The organism is Gemmatimonadaceae bacterium, assembly GCA_016720905.1.
In the GTDB taxonomy this organism is placed as follows: domain Bacteria; phylum Gemmatimonadota; class Gemmatimonadetes; order Gemmatimonadales; family Gemmatimonadaceae; genus Gemmatimonas.
On record JADKJT010000014.1, the window covers coordinates 106142 to 126925 of the forward strand.

Genomic DNA, 20784 nt, shown 5'->3' on the forward strand with positions numbered 1-20784 from the left:
GGGTCCTCGGCGTGAAACTAGCGAGACAGAGGCACCGTCGACTCGGTAGGTTCAACCGGATCGTGTCGGGGCGCCACATCCGCCCCCCTCGGCGCCATCATCGTCCTGAGGGTGCGTGAACGATACCACGGTCAGTCGATGATTGGGGTGGTCTGTACGGGTTGGCAATCGCGCTGCAGGAGGCCCGGCGTGGGGTGCGGCGCGTCGTGCTCGTTGCCCTGGTCGGGTACTCCGGTTTCGTCGGTCAGAATCTCGTTCGCCAGGCGGTGTTCACCGAACGCTTCCGATCGACAACTATCGAGTCGATGGCCGGACGACGCTATGACCTTCTCGTCTGCTTCGGCGCACCAGGGGTGAAATGGAAGGCCAATCAGGACCCGGACGCGGATCGCGCCAGTCTCGAGCGGCTCAGAAGATCCGAAACACGCTGGCTTGTCGGTCACCGCCATCGCCACTGCTGCACCAGGATGGATTGGTGCACGTGAGTCAGATTGCCGAGCGTTACGTGAAAGATCCCAGTGATGTGGTGAAGATTGGGTAGCGCGTGAAGGTGACGGTGCAGAGCATCGATCTGGCGCGTGGTCGGGGGCGGTGGCGCCGAACGGGATGCGGTTCAAGTAGCGGGAGCGCCGTTCGTCCCAGTGGCCTGTCGGAACACCACGGTGTGAAGCACCGTACAGGGATCGTCACCCGCCGTGCGCGGTGTTGACCTGTTGTCGTCCTGGCGGCTCCCCACTCCTCTCCCTTCGCGGACCTCATGACCACCCGCCGTGATTTCATGAAACAGGGCGGTGCCGCTATCGGCGCCTCCCTGTTTGCCGGCAGTGCGCTGGCCGGTATTCCTCATCTGCTGTCGGCCGCTCCCGCTCCCAACGCGCGCGCTATCGACCGCTTCTACAATGCCGTCGAGGTCAAGGAGTTGATGGCCGCCGCGCTGGCCGCCGCCAGGACGGCGGGTGCCAGCTATGCCGACGTGCGGTGCAGTCGGCAACGACAGAACTTCGTCTTCACCCGTGAGCAGCAGATCCAGCAGGTGGTCGATACGGACACCATCGGGATTGGCGTGCGCGCACTGGTGAATGGCACCTGGGGATTTGCCGCCACGCGCATCCTGACCAATGACGGTGCCGCGGCGGCGGCGCGCGAGGCCGTGGCCATTGCGAAGGCATCGCAAGTGGCGCGCGATCGCGCGGTGGAATGGCTGCCGTCGCCCACAATCACCGATGGCTACTGGAAGAGCGCCTTCACCATCGATCCGTTCGACATTTCGGTGGAGGAAAAGGCTGACCTGCTCCTCAGGGCCAACGCCGCGGCCATGAAGACCAAGGGTGTGAAGTTCGTCGGCAGCGGCTTCTTCTTTGTGAAGGACGAACGCAACTACGCCAATACCGACGGAACCATCACCAAGCAGGATGTCGTGCGATCGTGGCCCACCATCCAAATCACCGCGGTGTCCGCCGACTTCACCGACTTCCAGACGCGCACCAACGTCGTGCCACCCACGGCGCGCGGCTGGGAGTTTGTACTGAAGAGTGACCTGATCGGCAACGCGCCCATGTGGGGTGAAGACGCGGTGGCCAAACTCACTGCGAAGCCCGTGGATGTTGGACGGTATGATCTCGTGCTCGATCCGGCCAACCTGTGGCTCACCATTCACGAAAGCATCGCGCATCCCACCGAACTGGATCGCGCCATGGGGTACGAAGCCAACTATGCCGGTACCAGCTTTGCGGCCCCGCCGGAAAAGATGCTCGGACAGCTCAAGTATGGCCCGGCGCTCCTCAACATTCAGGGCGATCGATCGCAGGAAGGCGGACTGTCCACCATTGGGTGGGACGATGACGGTGTGAAGCCCGATGAGTTCCTCATCATCAAGAACGGCATGCTCAATGACTACCAGACCACGCGCGAACAGGCGCCATGGTTGCGCTGGTGGTACGAAAAGAACGGCCGACCTGTTCGCTCGCACGGCTGCGCGTACGCGCAGGGGTGGGACAACGTGCAGTTCCAGCGCATGCCCAACGTTTCGCTGTTGCCGGGCGAGAAGGATCTCAAGATTGACGACCTGGTGAGCGCGACCGATCGCGGTATTCTCATCTCCGGCGACGGCAGTTTCTCCATTGATCAGCAGCGGTTCAACGCGCAATTCGGCGGTCAGACGTACCACGAAATCAAGGGTGGCAAGATTGTCGGCGTGTTGAAAGACGTGGCCTATCAAATTCGCACACCGGATTTCTGGAACTCACTGGACATGATCGGTGGCAAGTCCAGTTACACGTTGGGTGGCAGTTTCTTCGACGGCAAAGGCCAGCCGGCGCAGGTGAACGCGGTAAGTCACGGGTCTCCGCCCGCGCGCTTCAAGAACGTCAATATCATCAACACGGGGAGAAAAGGCTGATGTCAAACGACGCCATTCTGACCCGCGAACAAGCACAGGCGATTGTCGAGAAAGCCATCAAGTGGTCCAAGGCCGATGCGGTCGACGTGCAGGTCAACACGTACACGCAGGGCAATATCCGTTTTGCGGACAATCAGGTGACGACTGCCGGCTCCACCACTGATGCACAACTGGGCATCCAGAGCGCGTTCGGGGCCAAGCACGCCGTGGTCACCACCAACGACCTCTCCGACGAGGCCATCAAGCGTGCTGTCGAGCAGAGCGAACGACTGGCCAAGCTGGCTCCCGACGATCCGGAAGTGATGCCGCAGTTGTCGGCGCAGCAGTACACGCCGGTGAACGCCTACTTCGACAGCACGGCCAATCTCACGGCGTCGGACCGCGCGAAGGCCGCGCTCATCGCCCTCGACATGGCGCGCAAGGCCGGTGATGTGAAAGCTGCGGGCTATCTGGTGTCCACAGCAGGGGCGCTGGCCATTGGCAACGGCAAAGGCATGTTTGCCTATCGTCGTGCCACGGGCGCGAACTACACGCTCACGGTGCGCACCACCGACGGCACCGGTTCGGGGTGGGCGGCGGCCGATCATCCCGACTGGATGCAACTGGACACGCGGCGCGTGGCCGAGCGCGCGGTGGCCAAGGCGCGTGCGTCACGCACTCCGGTGGCGTTGGAACCGGGACGCTACACGGTCATTCTGGAACCGCAGGCAGTTGGGGATCTGGTACAGCTGATTTCCAACTACGCCGACGCGCGCAGCGCCGACGAAGGACGCAGTCCGTTCGTCAAGCAAGGCGGTGGCAACAAGGTGGGCGAAAAGATCGTCGATGAACGCGTGACCATCTTTTCCGATCCCACCGACCCACAGCTCCTCGGACAGGAGTGGGATTTCGAAGGCATGCCACTCGGCCGGCAGGTCTGGATTGACAAGGGCAAACTCAATCAGCTCATCTACTCGCGCTTCTGGGCCAAGAAGCAGGGCAAGATTGCCACCGGTGGTCCGACCACGTTCAAGATGGCGGGCGGCACGCAATCGCTTGACGATCTGATCAAGGGCACCACCCGCGGCATTCTCGTCACGCGTCTGTGGTATCTGCGTGAAGTGGACCCCCGCACCATTCTCTACACCGGTCTCACCCGCGATGGCACGTACCTGGTGGAGAACGGCAAGATCACCAAGGCGCTGCGCAACTTCCGGTTCAACGAGTCGCCGCTATTCGTGCTGAACAACATCGAGGCGCTCGGACAAGCCGAGCGCCTCGCGGGCACCGAACAAGGTGGTGATGTGGTGATGCCCTCGATCAAGGCGAGGGACTTCAATTTCACGAGCCTGTCGGAGGCAGTCTAAAACTGAGTACTGAGTACTGAGTACTTAGTACTTGGTACTCTGTTTCTCCACTTCCCCCATCACCCGCAGCAGGTTTCCGCCCCAGATCTTCGCGATCTGCTGTTCGGTGTAACCTCGCCGCACCAGTTCCACCGTCACGTTCAGTGCTTCCGATGCGTTGCGGAATCCGTCCACGCCACCGCCACCGTCGAAGTCCGAGCTGATGCCGGCATGGTCGATGCCGATGCGCTTGACCACGTAGTCGATGTGATCGACGAAATCCTTCACCGAGGCCGGTGGGTCGGACGGATAGCGGCGCGCGGTGATGTCCTCCTGCTTGGCGAGGTATTCATTGCGCTTCGCTTCCGGAAGTGCCTGGATGGCCGCCTGCTGGCCGCCGCGACCGCCTCCCTCGGCGATGCCGTATTCCTTGCGCAACTCTTCCATGGCCGCCGCTCGGGCCTGTTCGCGCGGACGGTCGCGTTTCGGATCGCACTTCACATAGCTGTTGAACGCCACCAGCTGGATCACACCGCCGTTCTTCTTCAACGCATCCAGTTGCTCGTCATCCATGTTGCGGCTGTGATTGCAGATGGCCCGGACGCCAGAGTGCGAGCCGATGATGGGCGCCTTGGACAACGCGATCGTCTGCAGCATCGACTCCTTGGAGGGATGCGACACGTCGATCATCATGCCCAGCCGATTCATCTCCACGATCACCTGTCGCCCCAGCGGACTCAGGCCATGATGCAGCCACACGCCATCGCGTTCACCCGTGTTGGAGTCGGACAGTTGGCTGTGGCCATTGTGGGCCAGCGACATATAGCGACCGCCACGGTCGTAGAACTTCTTGACGTTCGTGATATCGGCGCCAATCGGAAAACCGTTCTCGACACCAATGAAGATCGCGCGCTTGCCACTGGCGTGAATGCGGCGCGCATCCGCCGCGGTCAGCGCCAGTTCCGCGCGGTTGGGCGCCAACTGTTCGGTCAACCGGTGAATGGCATCGAACTTCTCCAGCGCCGACGCATTGGCGCGGGCAAATCCCGCCGAATCCAGCTGCGGCGATTGGCCGACGTACACGATCAGGAAGGCGCCCGACATGCCGCCTTCCTCCATCTTCACCAGGTCGACCTGCGTCCGAGGAAGTTTCTGGGTGTAATTCGGACCGGTCGCGTTAAAGTTGTTGGGACTGATGTCGACATGCGTATCCACCGAAAACACCTTGGCGTGAATGGCGCGCGCCTTGGCGATGATGGCCTCGTCGACCGGTGGTTGGGCACAAAGGGGCGCGGCGGAGACACTCGCCAGGGCGAGCACGACGCCAGCCGACAGGAGAGATCGCAACTGAGGGCGCATGGAAACCGGGCTGAAGGAAGGGGCCAACGATGACACTTTCGCGTAGAGAATGGCTGCGTCTGACCGCCACCGCCACAGGCGGCGCGCTGGTGGCCGGTGTTTCTGCGTGCGGCGAACAAAACCTCGCGCCGTTTGAGGACCCGGAGGAGGGGCATCTGGTGTCCCGCCCCGGCGCACCGGTATTCACCCCGCAGCTTGGCGTGAACGCGTTGGGGATTGGCGGCACGCGCGACGGCCTGCGCTTTGTTCCCACTACGTTCCGCCCCGGCGAAGCGCTGCCGTTGCTGGTCACGTTGCACGGAGCAGGCGGAAACGCCTACAGCGGCATCCAGCCATTCCTGGCGTTCGCGGAATCGGCGCGTGTCGTGCTCGTCTCCCCGGATTCGCGCAACGTCAGCTGGGATCGCCGCTACGGGGGCTTTGGCGTGGATTCGCGATTCCTCGACAACGCGCTGTCGGATACCTATCTGCGCTGCGCGATCGATCCGACAAAGATTGCCATCGCCGGATTCTCCGACGGTGCCTCGTACGCTCTGTCGTTGGGGCTCACCAACGGCGACCTCTTTCGTCAGATCGTCGCCTTCTCCCCAGGCTTCATGGTTCCCAATGTGAGCCGTGGAAAGCCCACCGTGTTTGACTCGCACGGGACGCGGGACACGGTGCTGCCGATCGCCACCACCAGCCGCGTGTTCGTTCCGAAGTTGCAAGCGGCCGGCTATCAGGTCACGTATCGGGAGTTCGACGGCACGCATCAGATTCCGGTGGTGGTCGCTGAGGAGGCGTTTGGGTGGCTGCGGGCCGGATGGGGGGAATAAGACGGGAGACTGGAGACGGGAGACGGGAGACATCCGATGCCTGGACGTCTCCCGTCTGCATTCTCCCGTCTCCCGTCTTTCCTTCACCCTCCCATCAACTCGCGACGCCCTAGCGCCTTCGACGCCCTAGCGCCTTCGGCGCCGCGGCGCGTCCTCCCGCCCCGGCGAGCACAATCAGCGTGAGCACGTACGGCACGGCCAGAAAGAGCTGGTACGGCACCTGCTCCCACCCCATCGCCTGAAACAGTGTTTGCAAGGCGTTCGCGGCACCGAACAGCAGGGCGGCTGCGGCCACACCCAATGGACGCCAGCGACCGAGTACCACGATCGCGATGGCGATGAACCCGCGGCCGGCCGACATGCCTTCAGCAAAGGTGCCGGCCTGTGCAAGAACCAGCGTTGCACCCGCCATTCCCGCCATCGCGCCGGCAAATAGCACCGCGCTGGTCTGCACCAGACGCGGACGAATGCCCGCGACAATGGCCGCTTCCGGCGACTCGCCCATGGCCCGCGTGGCCAGTCCGCCGTGCGTGCGCGCCATCCACCACGCAATCAACGGCGCCAGCACATACAGGAGGTAGGTCACGGCTGGTTGCGCAAACAAGGCCCGTCCAACAAACGGCAACGATGACAAGCCAGGAACGGCCAATACACCGACAGTGGGAGTGGACAGCGCCACACCACCCACCCCGTACACCGTGCGGTACAGCGTACCCGTCAGTCCGAGTGCCAACATGGTGATTGCCGTGCCCGTGATGATCTGGTCGGCGCGCAACCACACCGTGAACAAGGCGAACAGGACAGCGATGAGTAGTCCCGCCGCAACACCGGCCACAAAGCCGGCAGCAGGACCGGCGATTCCGGCGCCGACGGTGGCGCCCAGCGCACCGGCAATGATCGCCCCTTCGAGTCCGATGTTGATGACCCCCGCGCGTTCACTGACGCATTCACCAAGCGCGGCAAACGCCAACGGCGTGGCGTAGCGCACCGTCGCTTCGAGAAACCCGCTGATGGCGTTCGATCCGTCGGCAATCATCAGACGCTGGCTTCCGCGCGCTGCGCAGCACGTGATTGCAGTTGGTCGGCGGCTACCACCAACAGAATCAGGGCCGCCTCAACCACCGACACCACCACACTGGGCACGGCCGCGTTACGCTGCATGGCACCCGCGCCCGCTTCGAGCGCGCCGAACAGGAACGCGGTGCCCAACACGGTGAGCGGATTGAGACGGGCCAACAGCGCGACCGCAATTGCCGTGTACCCGTAGCCCGGTGAGAAATTCTCATACAACGCATAGGTCACGCCCGTGAGTTCGACGCTGCCCGCCAAACCGGCCAATGCGCCGCTCAGCAGGAATGCGCCCACCATCGTGCGTGAAACCGAGATCTGTCCCGCACTCGCCGCGGCGAACGGATTCATGCCCACCGCGCGCAGTCGAAAGCCACTCGCACTCTCCCGCAGCCACCACCAGAGGCCAATCGCGAGGAGCACCACCACCACCACGCCAGCGTGCACCCGCGTGCCGGGTATCAGCATCGGCAACTGCTGCGACACCGGCAACGACGCCGATTGCGGGTAGATATGTGTCGGCTCCTGCAACGGACCGCGCACCAACCAGCCGGTGACATGGATGGCGATGAAGTTGAGCATGATGGTGCTGATCACTTCCAGCACTCCAAAGCGACGGCGCAGCTCGGCCGCAATGAACGCCCAGCCGGCGCCCGCCAACGCCCCGGCACCCAGCATGAGCGGCACCGCCAGCACACGAGGGACATCAGGCAACAACGCGCCGGTGGCCGTTGCCACACACGCGCCAATGAGCAGTTGCCCCTCGGCGCCAATGTTGAGCAGCCCGGCGCGAAAGGCGACCGCCACCGCCAGCCCGGCAAGGGCGAGTGGAATGGCGCGCACCAAGGTTGATGATACGGCGTACGTGGAACCGAACGCACCGTTCGCCAGCGCCGAAAGCGCCGGAAGGGGCGCGTGGCCAGTGCTCACCAACAGCGCGACCAACACGGCCAGCGCCACCAGTGCCAGCACCATGGACCGTGCCAGCGTGTTCATCCGCCCCCCAACAGGGCACGACCCACGGCGTCGCGATCGCGCGACGTTGCGGTCAGTTGTCCATCGAACAGCACGAACACGCGGTCAGCCATCTCCAGCACTTCGTCGAGATCGCTGGAATACAGTACGACAGCGGCACCACGATCGCGGGCATCACGCAGTGCCTCCTGCACCGCCGCGGTGGCCTGAAAGTCCAGCCCACGCGTGGGATTCTCGACAATGAGCGCCTGCGGCGAACCAGCGAGCTCGCGACCAAGGATGAGCTTCTGCTGATTGCCCCCTGACAGCGTGCACGCGAATGACTCGGGCCCGGAGGTCCGGATATCGCGTTCGATCAGCAACGCCGCGGTCGACTCACGCACGGCGCGCCACGGTACCAATCCCTGACGCGCGCCGGCACCGCGCAGGGCAATGTTCTCAGTGAGCGGTGCGTCCAGCAACAGCGCATCACGATGCCGGTCTTCGGGCACAAAGCCCAGGCGATCGGGACGTGTCACGTGCCCCTGCAATGGCGCAAAGCGACCGGCGAGCAGCCGCAGCAGCTCATGTTGACCGGCGCCTTCCACCGCCGCAATACCGACGATCTCGCCCTCGCGCACATCGAGGGAGATGTCGTGCAGCCGCCGAGTACCGCGGTCGTCTTCGTATCCCACGTGACGCGCCGACAGTACGACCGGATTGGCCTCTGCGCCCTCTGCGCCCTCTGCGCCCTCTGCGGTGATGCGGTTGTCGGTGCCAGACGCGCCCGCGGATCCCGCCACGCGTTGCGTCGTCCCCACCATGGCACCTCGCAACGCGTTTTGTGTTGTCTCCTGGGCGGATGCAGTGAGCACCACCTGTCCGCGGCGCAAGACCGTGACATCGTCCGCCACATCCAAGGCATCGCGCAACTTGTGCGTGATGAGCACGACCGCATGTCCGGCGTCGGCAAATGTGCGCATCCACCGCAGCAACTCGGCGGCTTCCTGCGGCGCGAGCACCGCCGTTGGTTCATCGAGGATCAGCACGTCGACGTCGCGCGCCAGGGCCTTCACGATTTCACAGCGCTGCTGTGCGCCTACTCCCAGCGACGACACCAGCGCGCGCGGGTCGAGTGCCAATCCCGCGCGCAGGGCCACTTCGCGAACCCGGGCCTCCGCACGAAGCGGATCGAACCGACCGTGGCCACCCAGCGCCACATTTTCGGCCACGGTCATGGCCGGCACCAGCGAGAAATGCTGATGAACCATGCCGATACCCAGGGAGAATGCGGCTGCCGGTGATGTGATGTGGCGCGGTGTCCCGCGCACGCGCACCGTGCCCACATCGGGCGCCAGCAGTCCGAAGGCCACGCGCATCAATGTCGTCTTGCCGGCGCCATTTTCGCCAAGCAAGGCGTGCACCGTACCGGCGCGCACGGCAAACGTCGCATTGTCCAGAGCCACCACATCGCCGAAGCGGCGCGTGATCCCTTCCAGCGAGAGCAGTGACGCTCCCGGAATTGACGCCGCCGGATGCTCGGTCCTCACCTCGCGGTGCGCCTCAGTCGCCTTGGCGCATCACGAACCGGTGGGCAGGTGCAGAAAACTCCACGGCAATCCGAACCGTGTCTCCAGCCACGCGCCGAGGGCCTGCACACCCAGCGTTTCGGTGGCGTAATGTCCGGCGTAAATGATGAGGAGATCATTTTCCTGCGCATCGACCGTGGTGTGGTGCGGTCCTTCGCCGACAATCAGCGTGTCGATGCCGCGCTCGTGCGCTTCGCGCAGCGTATCGGTTGATGCGCCGCCGCCGGTGACGATCGCCCAGTGACGCGTGCGTCGACCGTCCACCGGAATCGACGTGCGGACCGTGCCGCCGTAGCGTGCGCTGAATGCCTGCACGCGATCAACCAGCGTGCCGGACAGTTCGTCGCACTCCCCTGCGACGGCAATGTTGATGGTCTTGTACCGTCCGAAGCCACTGGACGGTGTCAGCCCCAGCGCGGCGGCCAGGCGCACGTTGTTGCCCAGTGTGGGGTGCGCGTCCAGCGGCAGGTGGGTGCTGTACACCGCAATGTTGTTGTTCAGCAGGGCGCGGTACTTGTGATAGCGCGTGCCGACAAGCGGCTGCACGCCGTTCCAGAACAGGCCATGGTGCACAATCAACAAGTCGGCCTTGAGGATGGACGCTTCGGCGATTGCGGCCATGGATGCATCGACCGCGACGGCCACCCGCGAGACGTGCCCGTCGTTGGCGATCTGCAGCCCGTTCATGGCGCCGGAAAACTCCGGGATGTCCGCTGTGCGCAGTTCGGCATCCAGCGCGGTAACGATGTCGTGAAGTGATGCGGTGACGACGACCTGATCAGACGCGTGGGTGGGTGTCACGGTTTGATGGGTTTCGCGGTATCGGCGCCCTGCAGCACGTCGTCGAGCGCGTGAAAGGTTCCGGCCTTGAGCAGCGCACCAACCGAATCCGATTTCGCGATGGCCGTGGCCGGAATGCGCGAGACGAGCGGCGGATTGAGAATGAGACGGATCACGTCATCCTTCACGCCAAGATTGATGACTCGGCCCTTGAAGGTGCCGGACTGTACTTCACGGCCAATTTGCAGAAACGCCTTTGGCAGATCGATCACCACGCTCCCCAGAATCACATCGGGGGCGACCGCGTTCTGATTGGCATTGGCACCGAACGCCAACACGTGCTTTTCGCGCACGGCCTGAAAGACGCCAAGCCCCGCCGCGTCGGCGTTTTGAAAGATGATGTCAGCCCCGCGCGCGATCTGCGCCAGCGCCTGTTCCTTCCCGGCGCTGACATCATCCCAGTTGCCGATGTAGGACGTGATGACTTTCACTTTCGGGTTGATGGACTGCGCACCCCGCGCGAAGGCGGTGAAGCTGGCTTTCACCGGTGGAAGCTCGGTGCCACCAATGAGACCGATCGTGTTGGTCTTGGTCGTCGCACCCGCGATCATGCCGGCCTGATACGACGCCTCTTCAAACGCGAAGCTGATGCCGGCAACGTTGGGGGCGGTTACGCGGCCCGATGTCACGACATAGATGGTCTTCGGATACGACGGTGCGACCCGAACGGCGGCGTCCTGAAATTCGAAGCCGTGACCGAACACAATCGTGTACCCCTGCGCGCCGTACTGCCGGAAGTTCTCCTCGAATTCGGCGGGCGTCTTTGTCTGGATATGCGAGATCTCTGCTCCCAGCGAGTCGCGCATGGCGACCAGTCCGTCGTACGCACCGCCGTTCCAGGCCTGATCGGAGATGGGGCCCGGCGTGAGGAGGGCGACACGCAATTTTCTGGACGGACGTGGTCGAATCGCCGACCGCGGCAGAACCAGTCTTGTCTCCCCCACACGCGACAATCAGGACGAGGGCAGAATACAGGGCGTGAACACGGAAAAGACCTTTAGTGCGTCTATAGATGCTCATTGATGCTCCTTTAGTGTCGCTATGAATCGATCTTGACGCCAAGAACCTCAAGCACCCTCTCGAGGTCGTCGTTGGAGAAGAACGCAATCCTGACTTCTCCGCGGTCTTTCGCTGACAAGTGAATATTCACGCCTGTCTGGAGCTTTTTGCGGAGGAGCTCTTCGATTCGCCGCACTTCCGCACTTGAGGCGCCAACGGGCGCCGTCGGGCTCGGCCCGGCTTTTCGTCCAGATGTCGCTGGCTTTGGGCGACCTGCTTGTACTCGGCGTTCGACTTCCCGAACCGAGAATCCCTGGGCGACGATTTCCCGAGCGAGGTCGATGATCGCGCGCTCGGTCACCAAGGGTAGCAGTGCGCGAGCGTGCCCGGCGGACAGTTGTTTTTCCTGCAGCAGGCGCCGAACTGCGGCCGGCAGCTGACGCAGTCGGAGCGCGTTTGCCACGGTCGAGCGGTCCTTGCCCACGACATCGGCCACCTCCTGCTGCGACAGCTGAAATTCATCCATCAGGCGATGGTAGCCGTCAGCTTCCTCAATCGGATCGAGGTCGGCGCGCTGGAGGTTTTCGACCATGGCCAGCGTAAGCAGCGTGCGATCGTCTGTCTCTCGGACGATGGCCGGGATTTCCGTCCAGCCAAGTCTGGTGGCGGCACGAAAGCGGCGCTCGCCGGCAATCAGCTCGTAGCCATTGCCACCAGGTGCCGGTCGCACCGTGATCGGTTGCAGCAGGCCGTTCGTACGAAGACTCGACTCGAGGTCGGCGAGATCCTCAGGACGGAATTCCTGACGCGGCTGAAACGGGTTGGCGCGGATCTGAGAAATCGCCAGGGACTGCAGGGCGCTTTTCGGCGTTTCTTCGGTGGAACCTTTTGTGTCTTGGTCGCGTCCGGCGGATGTGGAGGACGCGTCTCGAGAGGGCTCCCGGCGAGCAAGTAACGCGTCGAGGCCGCGGCCGAGTCGGCGTGGCGGTTCAGGAGGGTTCATGCGACGTTACCGAAGAGTCTGTTACAGGAGTCGCCGCCAATCCGGACGACGCTTCGGTGCCAATAGCCCGATCGCGCTCCAGAAGTTCTCGTGCCACGGCCATGTAGGCCTGAGCCCCGACCGACGCGACATCGTACACCACGATCGGCTTGCCGAAACTTGGCGCTTCGGCCAGTCGGATGTTGCGCGGAATGACCGTCTTGAACACGCGATCGCCAAAATGCTCGCGGGCATCGGCGGCGACTTGTCGGGAGAGATTCAAGCGCGCATCGAACATGGTGAGCAGCACGCTGTCGACATGCAGCTGTGGGTTGAGCGATTCCTGGACGCGCTGCACGGTGGCCATGAGCTGCGAAATGCCTTCGAGGGCGAAGTATTCGCACTGCAACGGAATGAGGACCGCGTCGGCCGCCACCAGCATGTTGAGCGTGATCAACGTGAGCGACGGGGGACAATCAATGAGGATGTAGTCGTAGCGGTCTCGTACCGGAGCCAGGACTCGGCGCATTCGCATCACGCGTTCGGGATCGTCCACGAGCTCCACTTCTGCGCCGGCCAGATCTGGTGTGGCGGGCATGATGTCGAGGTGCCGGAACTGCACGCCACGCACGAGGGCGTCGTCGAAGTTGGCGTCGCCGATAAGGACATCATACGTGGTCGCTGCAAAACCATCCCGTGCGAGGCCGCAGCCGCTGGTGGCGTTGCCCTGCGGATCGGCATCGATGAGGAGGACACGCTCTTCAGCGACAGCGAGTGACGCCGCGAGATTCACGGCGGTGGTGGTTTTTCCGACTCCACCTTTCTGATTGGCAATAGCGAGAATGCGTCCCACGGGCGGTGGCGATTCGGTGAGAGACAACGGCGACGCGACGGACTCAGGGAGGCGAAGTATACGGGTCGCGTCGCGCCCTCACCATGGCGGGGAGGCCGCATCTGCTGTTTCACGTGGAACAGTGTTGGAAATCCACATTCGTGAGGGTCCCGAATGGCGGAAACGCCGTGTTCGATGGTCGGATCACGGCGTTGCACGTGGAACGGGGCGGGGGCGATTGGGCGGCTGCAAACAGCGAACAACAGATTTTAGACGGGAGACGGGAGAGGTCAGACGACCGAGAGGTTGGATCCAGCCCTGCCGGCCCGATCGGTCTGACTTCTCCAGTCTTCAGTCTGCAGTCTCCCGTCTGTAGTTCCGCCGACTTAAGGCTTGAACCTCCACCTCGTGCTCACCGCGACGCTCACCGTGGCGGTGCCCTCGCTGATCGGTGTCGGCGTCGCGCCGCCAGCGTCCATCTTGGCCATCGACATCATGGGCCTCGGCTCCGGGCGCTCGTACTCGTTCACGTTGATCTCCAGCAGCTCGCTCAGGGTCCCGCCAGCTGCCTTGGCGGCCACCTCGGCCTGACGGCGCGCCGACTGTACCGCCTGAGCCAGGGCAGCATCGCGCGCGCTGGACGGGTCCTTGACCATGAAATCGAGCCCCGCCACCCGGTTGGCGCCATTGGCGAGGGCGGCATCGATGATCGGACCGGCCTGCTCCAGCTTGTCGCTGACCACCTGGACGATGTTGCTGACCTGATAGCCGTCGATCACGACCCGCCGATCCTTGTCGTCGTATCGCTGGACCGGCGACACGCTGAAGTTGAGCGTGGTGATCTGTGCGGCGGGAATGCCGAGGGCTTTGATGGCTGCCAGGATCGCCGTCTGCTTCCTGTTGTTTTCAGCGGACGCTGCGGCAGCGGTCTTGGCCTGGGTCTCGACCCCGACCTGGACACGGGCGCGATCGGGGGCAATCTGGATTTCGCCGCGGGCGGAGACGGAGATTTGGGGGGTTGGCGTGGGGGGCGCCGTCTGGGCACCAGCGTATCGGGCTGAGGTGACCAACAGTACTGCGCCGGCAGTCATGACGGCGCCAATCCTGCTTAGACGGGCGCCCACGGCACAAAATTGGTTCGACAGCGAACGAATCATGAGACTCCTGAGTGTGATGGCTCTATGATTAACGTGCATCGCCTGCTGAATCGCACAACACTGCCATCCGGCGCTGCCCTCAATGACACTTCGGCGCCTCAGAAGTTCGGCCATGCAGTAGCCGGGGCGTTGCGGTGTCAAGAAGAGGAGGGACGAAACGGTTACGCTGGACAGAAACTAACACCATTGGCGTACCATTCTTCGAACAGTATGGCGACATTAGCCGCAACCCTCTCTCAATCTCTCAACCGAGAGAATTGCAGACTAGTGCTGCGCTCAGTATCCGTTAAGGAAAGGCGACTCTTCCGTCTGCGTTCTCGCAAACCGAGCTTCGGGATCTATCTCGCACTCCGCAGGCAGTCTCTCAAGCCAGAAGATCACCCGTACATTGTCGTACCGAAGAAGCTTCGCGATGCCTAGCAGTGATCGTCGCTGGAGGCTTCTGATCGATAAAAGCCGAAGTGAAAGAGCTCCACTTTGTGCCATCTCCTGTGCGCCCACGGTCCGTGAGGCGCCAGACATTACCGGGATCTGCCGATAGGTACTCGATGGGCGAGTACGGCCACTCGCGAACTAGAGAAATCTCTGCTTCAGCTGCTCGTAGAGACAGGATTCAGGGAAACGCTGATCGAGATCGACATTGTTGTGTCGCCACATCTGGTGAAAGAGATGAACAGCAAACACTTCGCTTCCAAACGGTGCGGGTGGCACAACGTCGACAAACGACGCCCAATCGTAGTGGGCAACAGGCGAGAAAAACGTGTGAGGACGCAGCTGCGTATGCAGGCCTAGCGCATCCACCCCCTGCTGGAGCAAGCGTGGACCAACATCGCCCCAGGCGAGCGTCTCCACATTGGCCTTGTGACACACGCTCCAGGCCCATTTGACCAAGGCGCTGCCAATCGGCTGCTTGATCACAGCGGAAGACACGATCAATCTGTCGAGCATTGGATCCACTCGTTCGGTCCCAAGGACACACTCGTCCGGGAATTCGAAATGACGCAGGCACACGACGTCGGTATCGACCCACCATCCGCCCCGATCGTGGAGCAGTCGATATCGGAAGAAATTCGAGAAACCCGAAACGCTCCCCTGTCCGAAGCCTGATCGAATGTGAAAATACTTGCCTTGGGCAGGATTTCGTTTCCATCCCGCACTACGGTCCCGCGCGGAATCCCCTCTACCGGTGCGTATGTATAGAGATGGAATTCATGGCCACACCTCAGGAATGATGAGATGGAGAGCTGTTCCATCGCCGTGAGGCGATCACCCACCAGAGACTCTGAACAACGTAATTCGACATGCGAAGGGCTCCCAACTCAAGCGCAAGCTCCGGATCAGTTGATCCATCCTTGTCTGGTGACGTGTACCGCAACAGGCGCAAGTGGCCACGGGCAGCATCATCGCGCAAGGAAGCGAACCAAGGACAAGATGCCCTCACGAGGGCCATTCGAAAGATCGGCCGCTGTGCGGCACTCATGGTGTCGACTAATCCGTCAATAGCGCGCAGTCGGGAGCACCCTGTGTACGTCAGATTCCGAGAGGGCGTCGGTCGGCAGGACCTATGCCGTGCAAATACGCTCACGGAGAACGGCCGGAAAACGGGCACGATGACGATATGAGTGACGAGAACCCTGCCTGCCCCAACAGCGAGCCCGGGTTTGCATCGGCGCTCCACGTCGGCAGTCCTAACATTGGGGACCGGGTTGAGTTCATGCGTCGTGTAGCGGGTGTGCTGGATCGACGCTGGCTGACCAACGACGGAATGCTCGTGGCCGAGCTCGAGTCGCGCCTCGCGCACTTTCTCGGCGTCCGTCACTGTATTCCTACCGGAAGCGGCACGGTGGCTTTGGAGCTTGCCATTCGTGGCCTAGATCTGACCGGCGAAGTGATCATGCCATCTTTTACGTTCGTCGCAGCGGCGCACGCCCTGCAGTGGCAGAATATCACACCGGTCTTCTGCGACATTGAACCCGTGCACCACTTGATCGATCCCAGCTGCATCGAGAAGCTGATCACGCCGCGTACGACGGGAAGCCTCGCGGTACATCTGTGGGCGAGCCATGCAATGTCGATGCGTTCGTAAGCTTCCCCGTCAAGCACACCGTTTGAAGTGAGACTCGTCGGGGCTGGTGGATCTCGGCAGGAAGGTCAGGGGCGGTAGCTCGTCGAGGCTATCATGCGACCGCTCCGTGTTGTACCGCACGCGCCACGCCTCACTGAGCTCACGGACCTCGGCGAGCGTCGTGAACACCCAGGCGCTGAGGATCTCGTTCCGGTAACGGCGATTGAATCGTTCGATGTAGGCGTTTTGATTCGGTTTGCCCGGTTGAATGAACAGCAGTTCGATGCCGTGCTGCGCGCACCACGTCCGCAGCAGCTCGGCCACGAACTCGGGACCGTTGTCACCGCGGAGACGTCGCGGTGCCCCATGCATCGCCACCAACTGATCCAGCACGGCGACGACGCGCTCACTCGGCAGCGCGATGTCGACCTCGATCGCCAAGGCTGCGCGATTGCCCTCATCCAAGACGTTGAAAATGCGATAGCGCCGCGCGTTGTCGAGCGTGTCGCCCATGAAGTCCATCGCCCACGTGAAGTTCAAGTGCGGGACCGCGGCCAGCGGCACGCGGACCCTGGCGGGCACGCGCTTCTTCGTGCGACGCACCTGATTGCGCCGCAGGGCGCAATACACGCGATACACGCGCTGGTGATTCCCGGGATGCCCCAAGGCGCGCAGACGACTGCGACACTTCCAGAAGCCCCACCGGCCTTCCTGCGCAATCAGGGCCGTGAGGGCGGCAATGATCGGCGCATCGGCGTCGTCCACCGCGAGCGGTGGGCGATAGTACGCGGTCCGCGAGCGTCCTGCGATCCCACAGGCCGAGCGCACGCTCCGCGCGTGCTCCTCGACCAAGATCGCGACGACCGCCCGACGCACGGACCGCGTTACCGTTCTTGGCTGAGCACATCCTTGATCGCCAGATTCTCCAAGGCCATGTCCGCGTACATCCGCTTCAACTTCGCGTTCTCCTGCTCAAGCGCCTTCAACCGCTGGAGCTCCGGCACGCCGGCGCCACCATACTTCGATCGCCACAGGTAGAACGTGGGCCGACTGATGCCGTGCTTGCGGAGCACCTCCACGATCGGCACGCCCGCTGCTCTCCGTGCTCGCCTCGAGCAGAATGCGGGCCGGCGGCCGCCCGCCGAACACGGCCGTGAACCGCTCCCGGCTGGTCGCGATCCGGCGGTCGGTGATGGACCCGTCGGCCGCCTTGATGGACAACTGACTCTCGCGCTTGTGCAGATCCAGGCCTATGATCTCCATGGCGGTTGGCCTCCCGGTATGCGCCCCGTCGGCAGACGGTGAGCGCGTGGATAGTGGTGGAGCAGAGGGTATCTCCACGTTACTGTGGAGGGCCAGCCGCCGCTTCAAACCAACTATCCCCGCTATCTGGAGGTGTTCAATCTGCTGGAATCGCGCAAACCAGAGCGGCTGGTCGCACCACGTCACCTCGAGTGACCGTCAGCTCCGCGTAGTGTCGACGCCAGAGAAGTTTGTTGGTCGCCTACCGACGGTGGGTATTCGATGGTCATACTAAGGTCGCTGCCTCAGGCGGCTCGGCGCTTCGAGAAGCCCTGAGCAGGACGAGGCACAGGTCTCCGATCATTGTGTTAATCTGGTGCGAACGCTGACTGCGATCATGTCGAGCGTGTGTGAGTCCTGTGAACGGCAGTGCGGCACCTGAAGGCATAAAGGCCACTTTCCTGACGCGCGGCGAGACACCAGATCAACCAGCTTCTGAGACGCGGAGCGCGCCGACCAGCAAGATCTGGCGCCCGTGTGTCGCGGGGGCTAACTCCTAGCCGAATCCGCGCAGCGATCCGCCACGTTGTCGGACGTTCCCGAACCCCGCGACATGAACGATAATGCTTGGCAGCGCCAAGTGGCTCCGCTTGTCGGCGCATCAGCGCGAGACGCGCAAGCAGTGAGCGACGTGTCCGCGCAACTCGGATCGGCCGTATCACGGCGAACGGCGCTCCGCTGGGCACTCGCGGCGGCGGCGTTTGGATTCGTGATTGCGTTTCTGTCCATGAGTCGAGCGGATCGTCCCGGAGACTTCTTGTATTGGTATACGGCGGCGCAAGCGCTGCTGCGCGGAGAAAGTCCGTACGATGTCATTCCCGCGATCGATCCTGCGCGCTTCGAGACCAACTTCTTCTATCCGCTCCCGGCCGCATTGGTGACGGTGCCTTTCGTCGCCTTGCCATACGCAATTGCCGGTGGGCTCTTCGTCGCGCTATCGTCGGGGCTTCTCGCATATGGACTGGCACGACAGGGCGTCTACAAGCTTCTCGTTTTCGCGAGCGCGCCCTACCTCATCTCCGCCGTTATCGGCACGTGGACGCCGGTGATCGCCGCGGCCGCTGTGCTTCCATGGTTGGGCTTTCTCGCTGTCGTGAAGCCAAACGTCGGGCTGGCCACGTTCTTGTTTCGACCTACGAAGTGGCTCGTTCTCGGTTCTTGCCTGTTGCTGGCCTTCTCCCTGCTGATTCGCCCGGGCTGGCCGGCTGAATGGTTTCATGACTTGATGGAGGTACCGGGTCGCGTGATTCCATTGCTGACGCCCACCGGACCACTGCTGCTTCTTCTCGCAACCCGGTGGCGGCGTCCAGAGGCTCGACTCCTCTTAGGCTACGCGTGTGTACCGCAGGCTCCATGGTTCTACGACCAATTGATACTCTGGCTCATCCCGGCCACTGCACGGCAATCGATCAACTATGTCTACATCAGCTTGCTCGGACTGCTCCTCTGGATGTACCAGGGAGGAGTCGAATGGCGATATGGCACCTGGTTCCTGTCCGCCATTCTCTACCTGCCGCCGCTTTTCATGATCATGCGTCGTCCGAACGAAGAAAAGCGTGCGGCGCCGGCCGATTAATCGCCAGATTCCGCCGGCCGCCGTGCGAAGTCGACCGTATATGGCCAGACGCACTCAAGGTTTGAACGGCAGCCGTCGACGCACTTGGCTAGCGCGGTCTCTCGGACGCGCGAGCGCGGATCCGGATCGGCCGTCCTGTTCCATGCGACCGCCGGCGCGCTGTAGCTTCGGCGGCACCTGTAGCGTCTCCCATACAGACGGCTACCATGCTCGGCTTTGAAGGCACAGTTCGGGACGAAAACCGTTGGTGGTGGCTGAGCCTGACGATCGCGCTGACGTCCCTGCTGGCAATCACCATGACCGCGTGGGAGTTCGGACTGGTCTCCGCAGGCCCTATCGCGGATGCTGATCTGCGGGTACGGCTCTGGCTTCGCGCGGCCTCGACCAACGCCATTGTCGTAGCGTTCGCCACTACCAGCATCGCGCACATTCGAAAGTCGACTCGGGACGGCGCCGAGGCACGACGCACTCAGGCGCAACTCGATATCGCGCCCATCACCCTGGTTCGATTTGATCGACACGGCAGGATCACTGCCGTCAACGAAGCGTGGCGGCAGTTTGGACGCGAGAATGGCGCCGACGCCGCAACGATCCGGGGCGTCGGACTCACATATCTTACCGCTCCCAGTCGGGGCAAGCACGCTGTATCGCCATCGGATCTGGACAGACGGTCTACGACGACTGCTTCGCCCGCGAGTATGGCCCATGGCGTCCCATCGTGACGCAGGTCGCCGACAAGTTCCTCGCGTGTGGTGTCCTCGCACACGGCCTCGCGCGCAGCCGCTGCGACGCGTGCGCACACGAGTATCTGTTGGCGTTCTTCTGCAAGTGCCGCTACTTCTGCCCGAGTTGCCACGCCAAGCGCCTCGCCATCTGGACGCAGTGGCTGGACACCACGCTCCTCGCGCCCGTGCCGCATCGGCAGGTCGTGCTCACCATCCCGAAGCGGCTTCGTGCCTATTGTTTGTATCGGCGACGTCTGCTCGGTGAGATCGCCCGCGCCGCCGCGCGCACCGTCACGGCGGCGATCCGCGCGCTGACCAAGGAGCGCGGCTCACGGTGGGCATCGTGGCGTGTCTGCAGACGCATGGGTCGCGGGCCAACTGGCATCCGCACCTCCACCTGCTCGTCACGGACGGCGGCTTCCGGCCCGATGGCACCTTTGTCTCGTGGCCGGTCCATGACACGGCGGTTGACAGATGCGTTCCGTCGCGCCGTACTCCGGTTGTTCGTGCGCCCGAGCTCTTCGATGCGGAGCAGGCCGCGGGCATGCTCACGTGGTCCCACTCGGGGTTCCACGTGCATACGGCCGTCTGGGTACCGGAAGATGACCGCGCTTTTGCCACCCGACTGGCACGGTATTGCGCGCGGAATCCCGTGGCCCTGGAGCGGCTGACCTACGATCGGACGGCGAAGGCCGTGACCTACCGCTCCGACAAGTCGGAGGGTCCCACCGCCGGGACCGAGACCACGGAACCGCTCGAGTTCCTCGTGCGGGTGCTGGTCCACATCCCGGACTAGGG

At 63.0% G+C, this 20784-nt stretch carries 17 protein-coding genes and 2 pseudogenes; 7 read left to right on the plus strand and 12 right to left on the minus strand.

The genetic code is table 11. The features are described 5' to 3' along the window. Positions 1–131 precede the first annotated feature (131 nt). Positions 132–455 carry a hypothetical protein gene (locus tag IPP90_12925; GenBank protein MBL0171610.1) on the minus strand — a complete coding sequence of 108 codons (324 nt, stop codon included), beginning with the start codon at positions 453–455 and terminating at the stop codon, positions 132–134. 302 nt (positions 456–757) lie between these two features. Between IPP90_12925 and IPP90_12930 the strand changes: the two genes are divergently transcribed. Continuing rightward, positions 758–2398 (plus strand): TldD/PmbA family protein, encoded by a 1641-nt coding sequence (locus IPP90_12930; GenBank protein MBL0171611.1) that lies wholly within the window; start codon positions 758–760, stop codon positions 2396–2398. After that, the gene (locus tag IPP90_12935) at positions 2398–3744 is read left to right on the plus strand and encodes a TldD/PmbA family protein (GenBank protein MBL0171612.1); all 1347 of its coding nucleotides are present in this window, start codon (positions 2398–2400) and stop codon (positions 3742–3744) included. Before IPP90_12930 ends, IPP90_12935 begins: the two co-directional genes overlap by 1 nt. Positions 3745–3768: 24 nt before the next feature. Here the strand turns inward: IPP90_12935 and IPP90_12940 are convergent, their stop codons facing one another. Continuing rightward, a complete protein-coding gene (locus IPP90_12940; protein MBL0171613.1) occupies positions 3769–5082 on the minus strand; it encodes a dipeptidase in 1314 nt (437 codons plus the stop codon). A gap of 29 nt (positions 5083–5111) precedes the next feature. Between IPP90_12940 and IPP90_12945 the strand changes: the two genes are divergently transcribed. Further along, positions 5112–5897, plus strand: coding sequence for a phospholipase (locus IPP90_12945; GenBank protein MBL0171614.1), 786 nt, complete (start codon positions 5112–5114; stop codon positions 5895–5897). A gap of 109 nt (positions 5898–6006) precedes the next feature. Here IPP90_12945 and IPP90_12950 read toward each other — a convergent pair whose 3' ends face one another. The 9 genes from IPP90_12950 to IPP90_12990 all read right to left on the minus strand — a co-directional run bounded on the left by IPP90_12950 (position 6007) and on the right by IPP90_12990 (position 15527). Then, positions 6007–6933, minus strand: a complete 927-nt coding sequence (locus IPP90_12950) for an ABC transporter permease (protein MBL0171615.1) — start codon at positions 6931–6933, stop codon at positions 6007–6009. After that, a complete protein-coding gene (locus IPP90_12955) occupies positions 6933–7961 on the minus strand; it encodes an ABC transporter permease (GenBank protein ID MBL0171616.1) in 1029 nt (342 codons plus the stop codon). The genes IPP90_12950 and IPP90_12955 overlap by 1 nt, the downstream gene beginning before the upstream one ends. Further along, a complete protein-coding gene (locus tag IPP90_12960; GenBank protein MBL0171617.1) occupies positions 7958–9469 on the minus strand; it encodes an ABC transporter ATP-binding protein in 1512 nt (503 codons plus the stop codon). Before IPP90_12960 ends, IPP90_12955 begins: the two co-directional genes overlap by 4 nt. A 30-nt stretch (positions 9470–9499) precedes the next feature. After that, positions 9500–10309 carry a Nif3-like dinuclear metal center hexameric protein gene (locus IPP90_12965; protein MBL0171618.1) on the minus strand — a complete coding sequence of 270 codons (810 nt, stop codon included), beginning with the start codon at positions 10307–10309 and terminating at the stop codon, positions 9500–9502. Then, positions 10306–11301, minus strand: coding sequence for a BMP family protein (locus IPP90_12970; GenBank protein MBL0171619.1), 996 nt, complete (start codon positions 11299–11301; stop codon positions 10306–10308). The genes IPP90_12965 and IPP90_12970 overlap by 4 nt, the downstream gene beginning before the upstream one ends. Before the next feature lie 86 nt (positions 11302–11387). After that, positions 11388–12350 carry a ParB/RepB/Spo0J family partition protein gene (locus IPP90_12975; GenBank protein MBL0171620.1) on the minus strand — a complete coding sequence of 321 codons (963 nt, stop codon included), beginning with the start codon at positions 12348–12350 and terminating at the stop codon, positions 11388–11390. Further along, positions 12337–13182, minus strand: a complete 846-nt coding sequence (locus IPP90_12980) for a ParA family protein (GenBank protein MBL0171621.1) — start codon at positions 13180–13182, stop codon at positions 12337–12339. Before IPP90_12980 ends, IPP90_12975 begins: the two co-directional genes overlap by 14 nt. A 365-nt stretch (positions 13183–13547) precedes the next feature. Beyond that, positions 13548–14432, minus strand: a complete 885-nt coding sequence (locus IPP90_12985; protein ID MBL0171622.1) for an SIMPL domain-containing protein — start codon at positions 14430–14432, stop codon at positions 13548–13550. Positions 14433–14891: 459 nt separating this feature from the next. Further along, on the minus strand, positions 14892–15527 hold the full coding sequence (locus IPP90_12990; protein MBL0171623.1) for a hypothetical protein: 636 nt from the start codon (positions 15525–15527) through the stop codon (positions 14892–14894). Between the two features lie 409 nt (positions 15528–15936). On the opposite strand from IPP90_12990, the gene IPP90_12995 reads away from it, so the two are divergent. Beyond that, complete coding sequence (locus IPP90_12995) at positions 15937–16404, plus strand: DegT/DnrJ/EryC1/StrS family aminotransferase (GenBank protein ID MBL0171624.1); 468 nt, start codon at positions 15937–15939, stop codon at positions 16402–16404. Between the two features lie 9 nt (positions 16405–16413). On the opposite strand, the pseudogene IPP90_13000 reads toward IPP90_12995, so the two are convergent. Then, positions 16414–17477, minus strand: a pseudogene (locus IPP90_13000) (IS3 family transposase). An 830-nt stretch (positions 17478–18307) separates the two neighbouring features. Here IPP90_13000 and IPP90_13005 point away from each other — a divergent pair. From IPP90_13005 to IPP90_13015, 3 genes and pseudogenes are all read left to right on the plus strand, one after another. Next, complete coding sequence (locus IPP90_13005; GenBank protein MBL0171625.1) at positions 18308–19261, plus strand: hypothetical protein; 954 nt, start codon at positions 18308–18310, stop codon at positions 19259–19261. Positions 19262–19808: 547 nt separating this feature from the next. Next, positions 19809–20201 (plus strand): annotated as a pseudogene (locus IPP90_13010) (transposase zinc-binding domain-containing protein). Between the two features lie 119 nt (positions 20202–20320). After that, the gene (locus IPP90_13015) at positions 20321–20782 is read left to right on the plus strand and encodes a transposase (GenBank protein MBL0171626.1); all 462 of its coding nucleotides are present in this window, start codon (positions 20321–20323) and stop codon (positions 20780–20782) included. Positions 20783–20784: the final 2 nt, after the last annotated feature.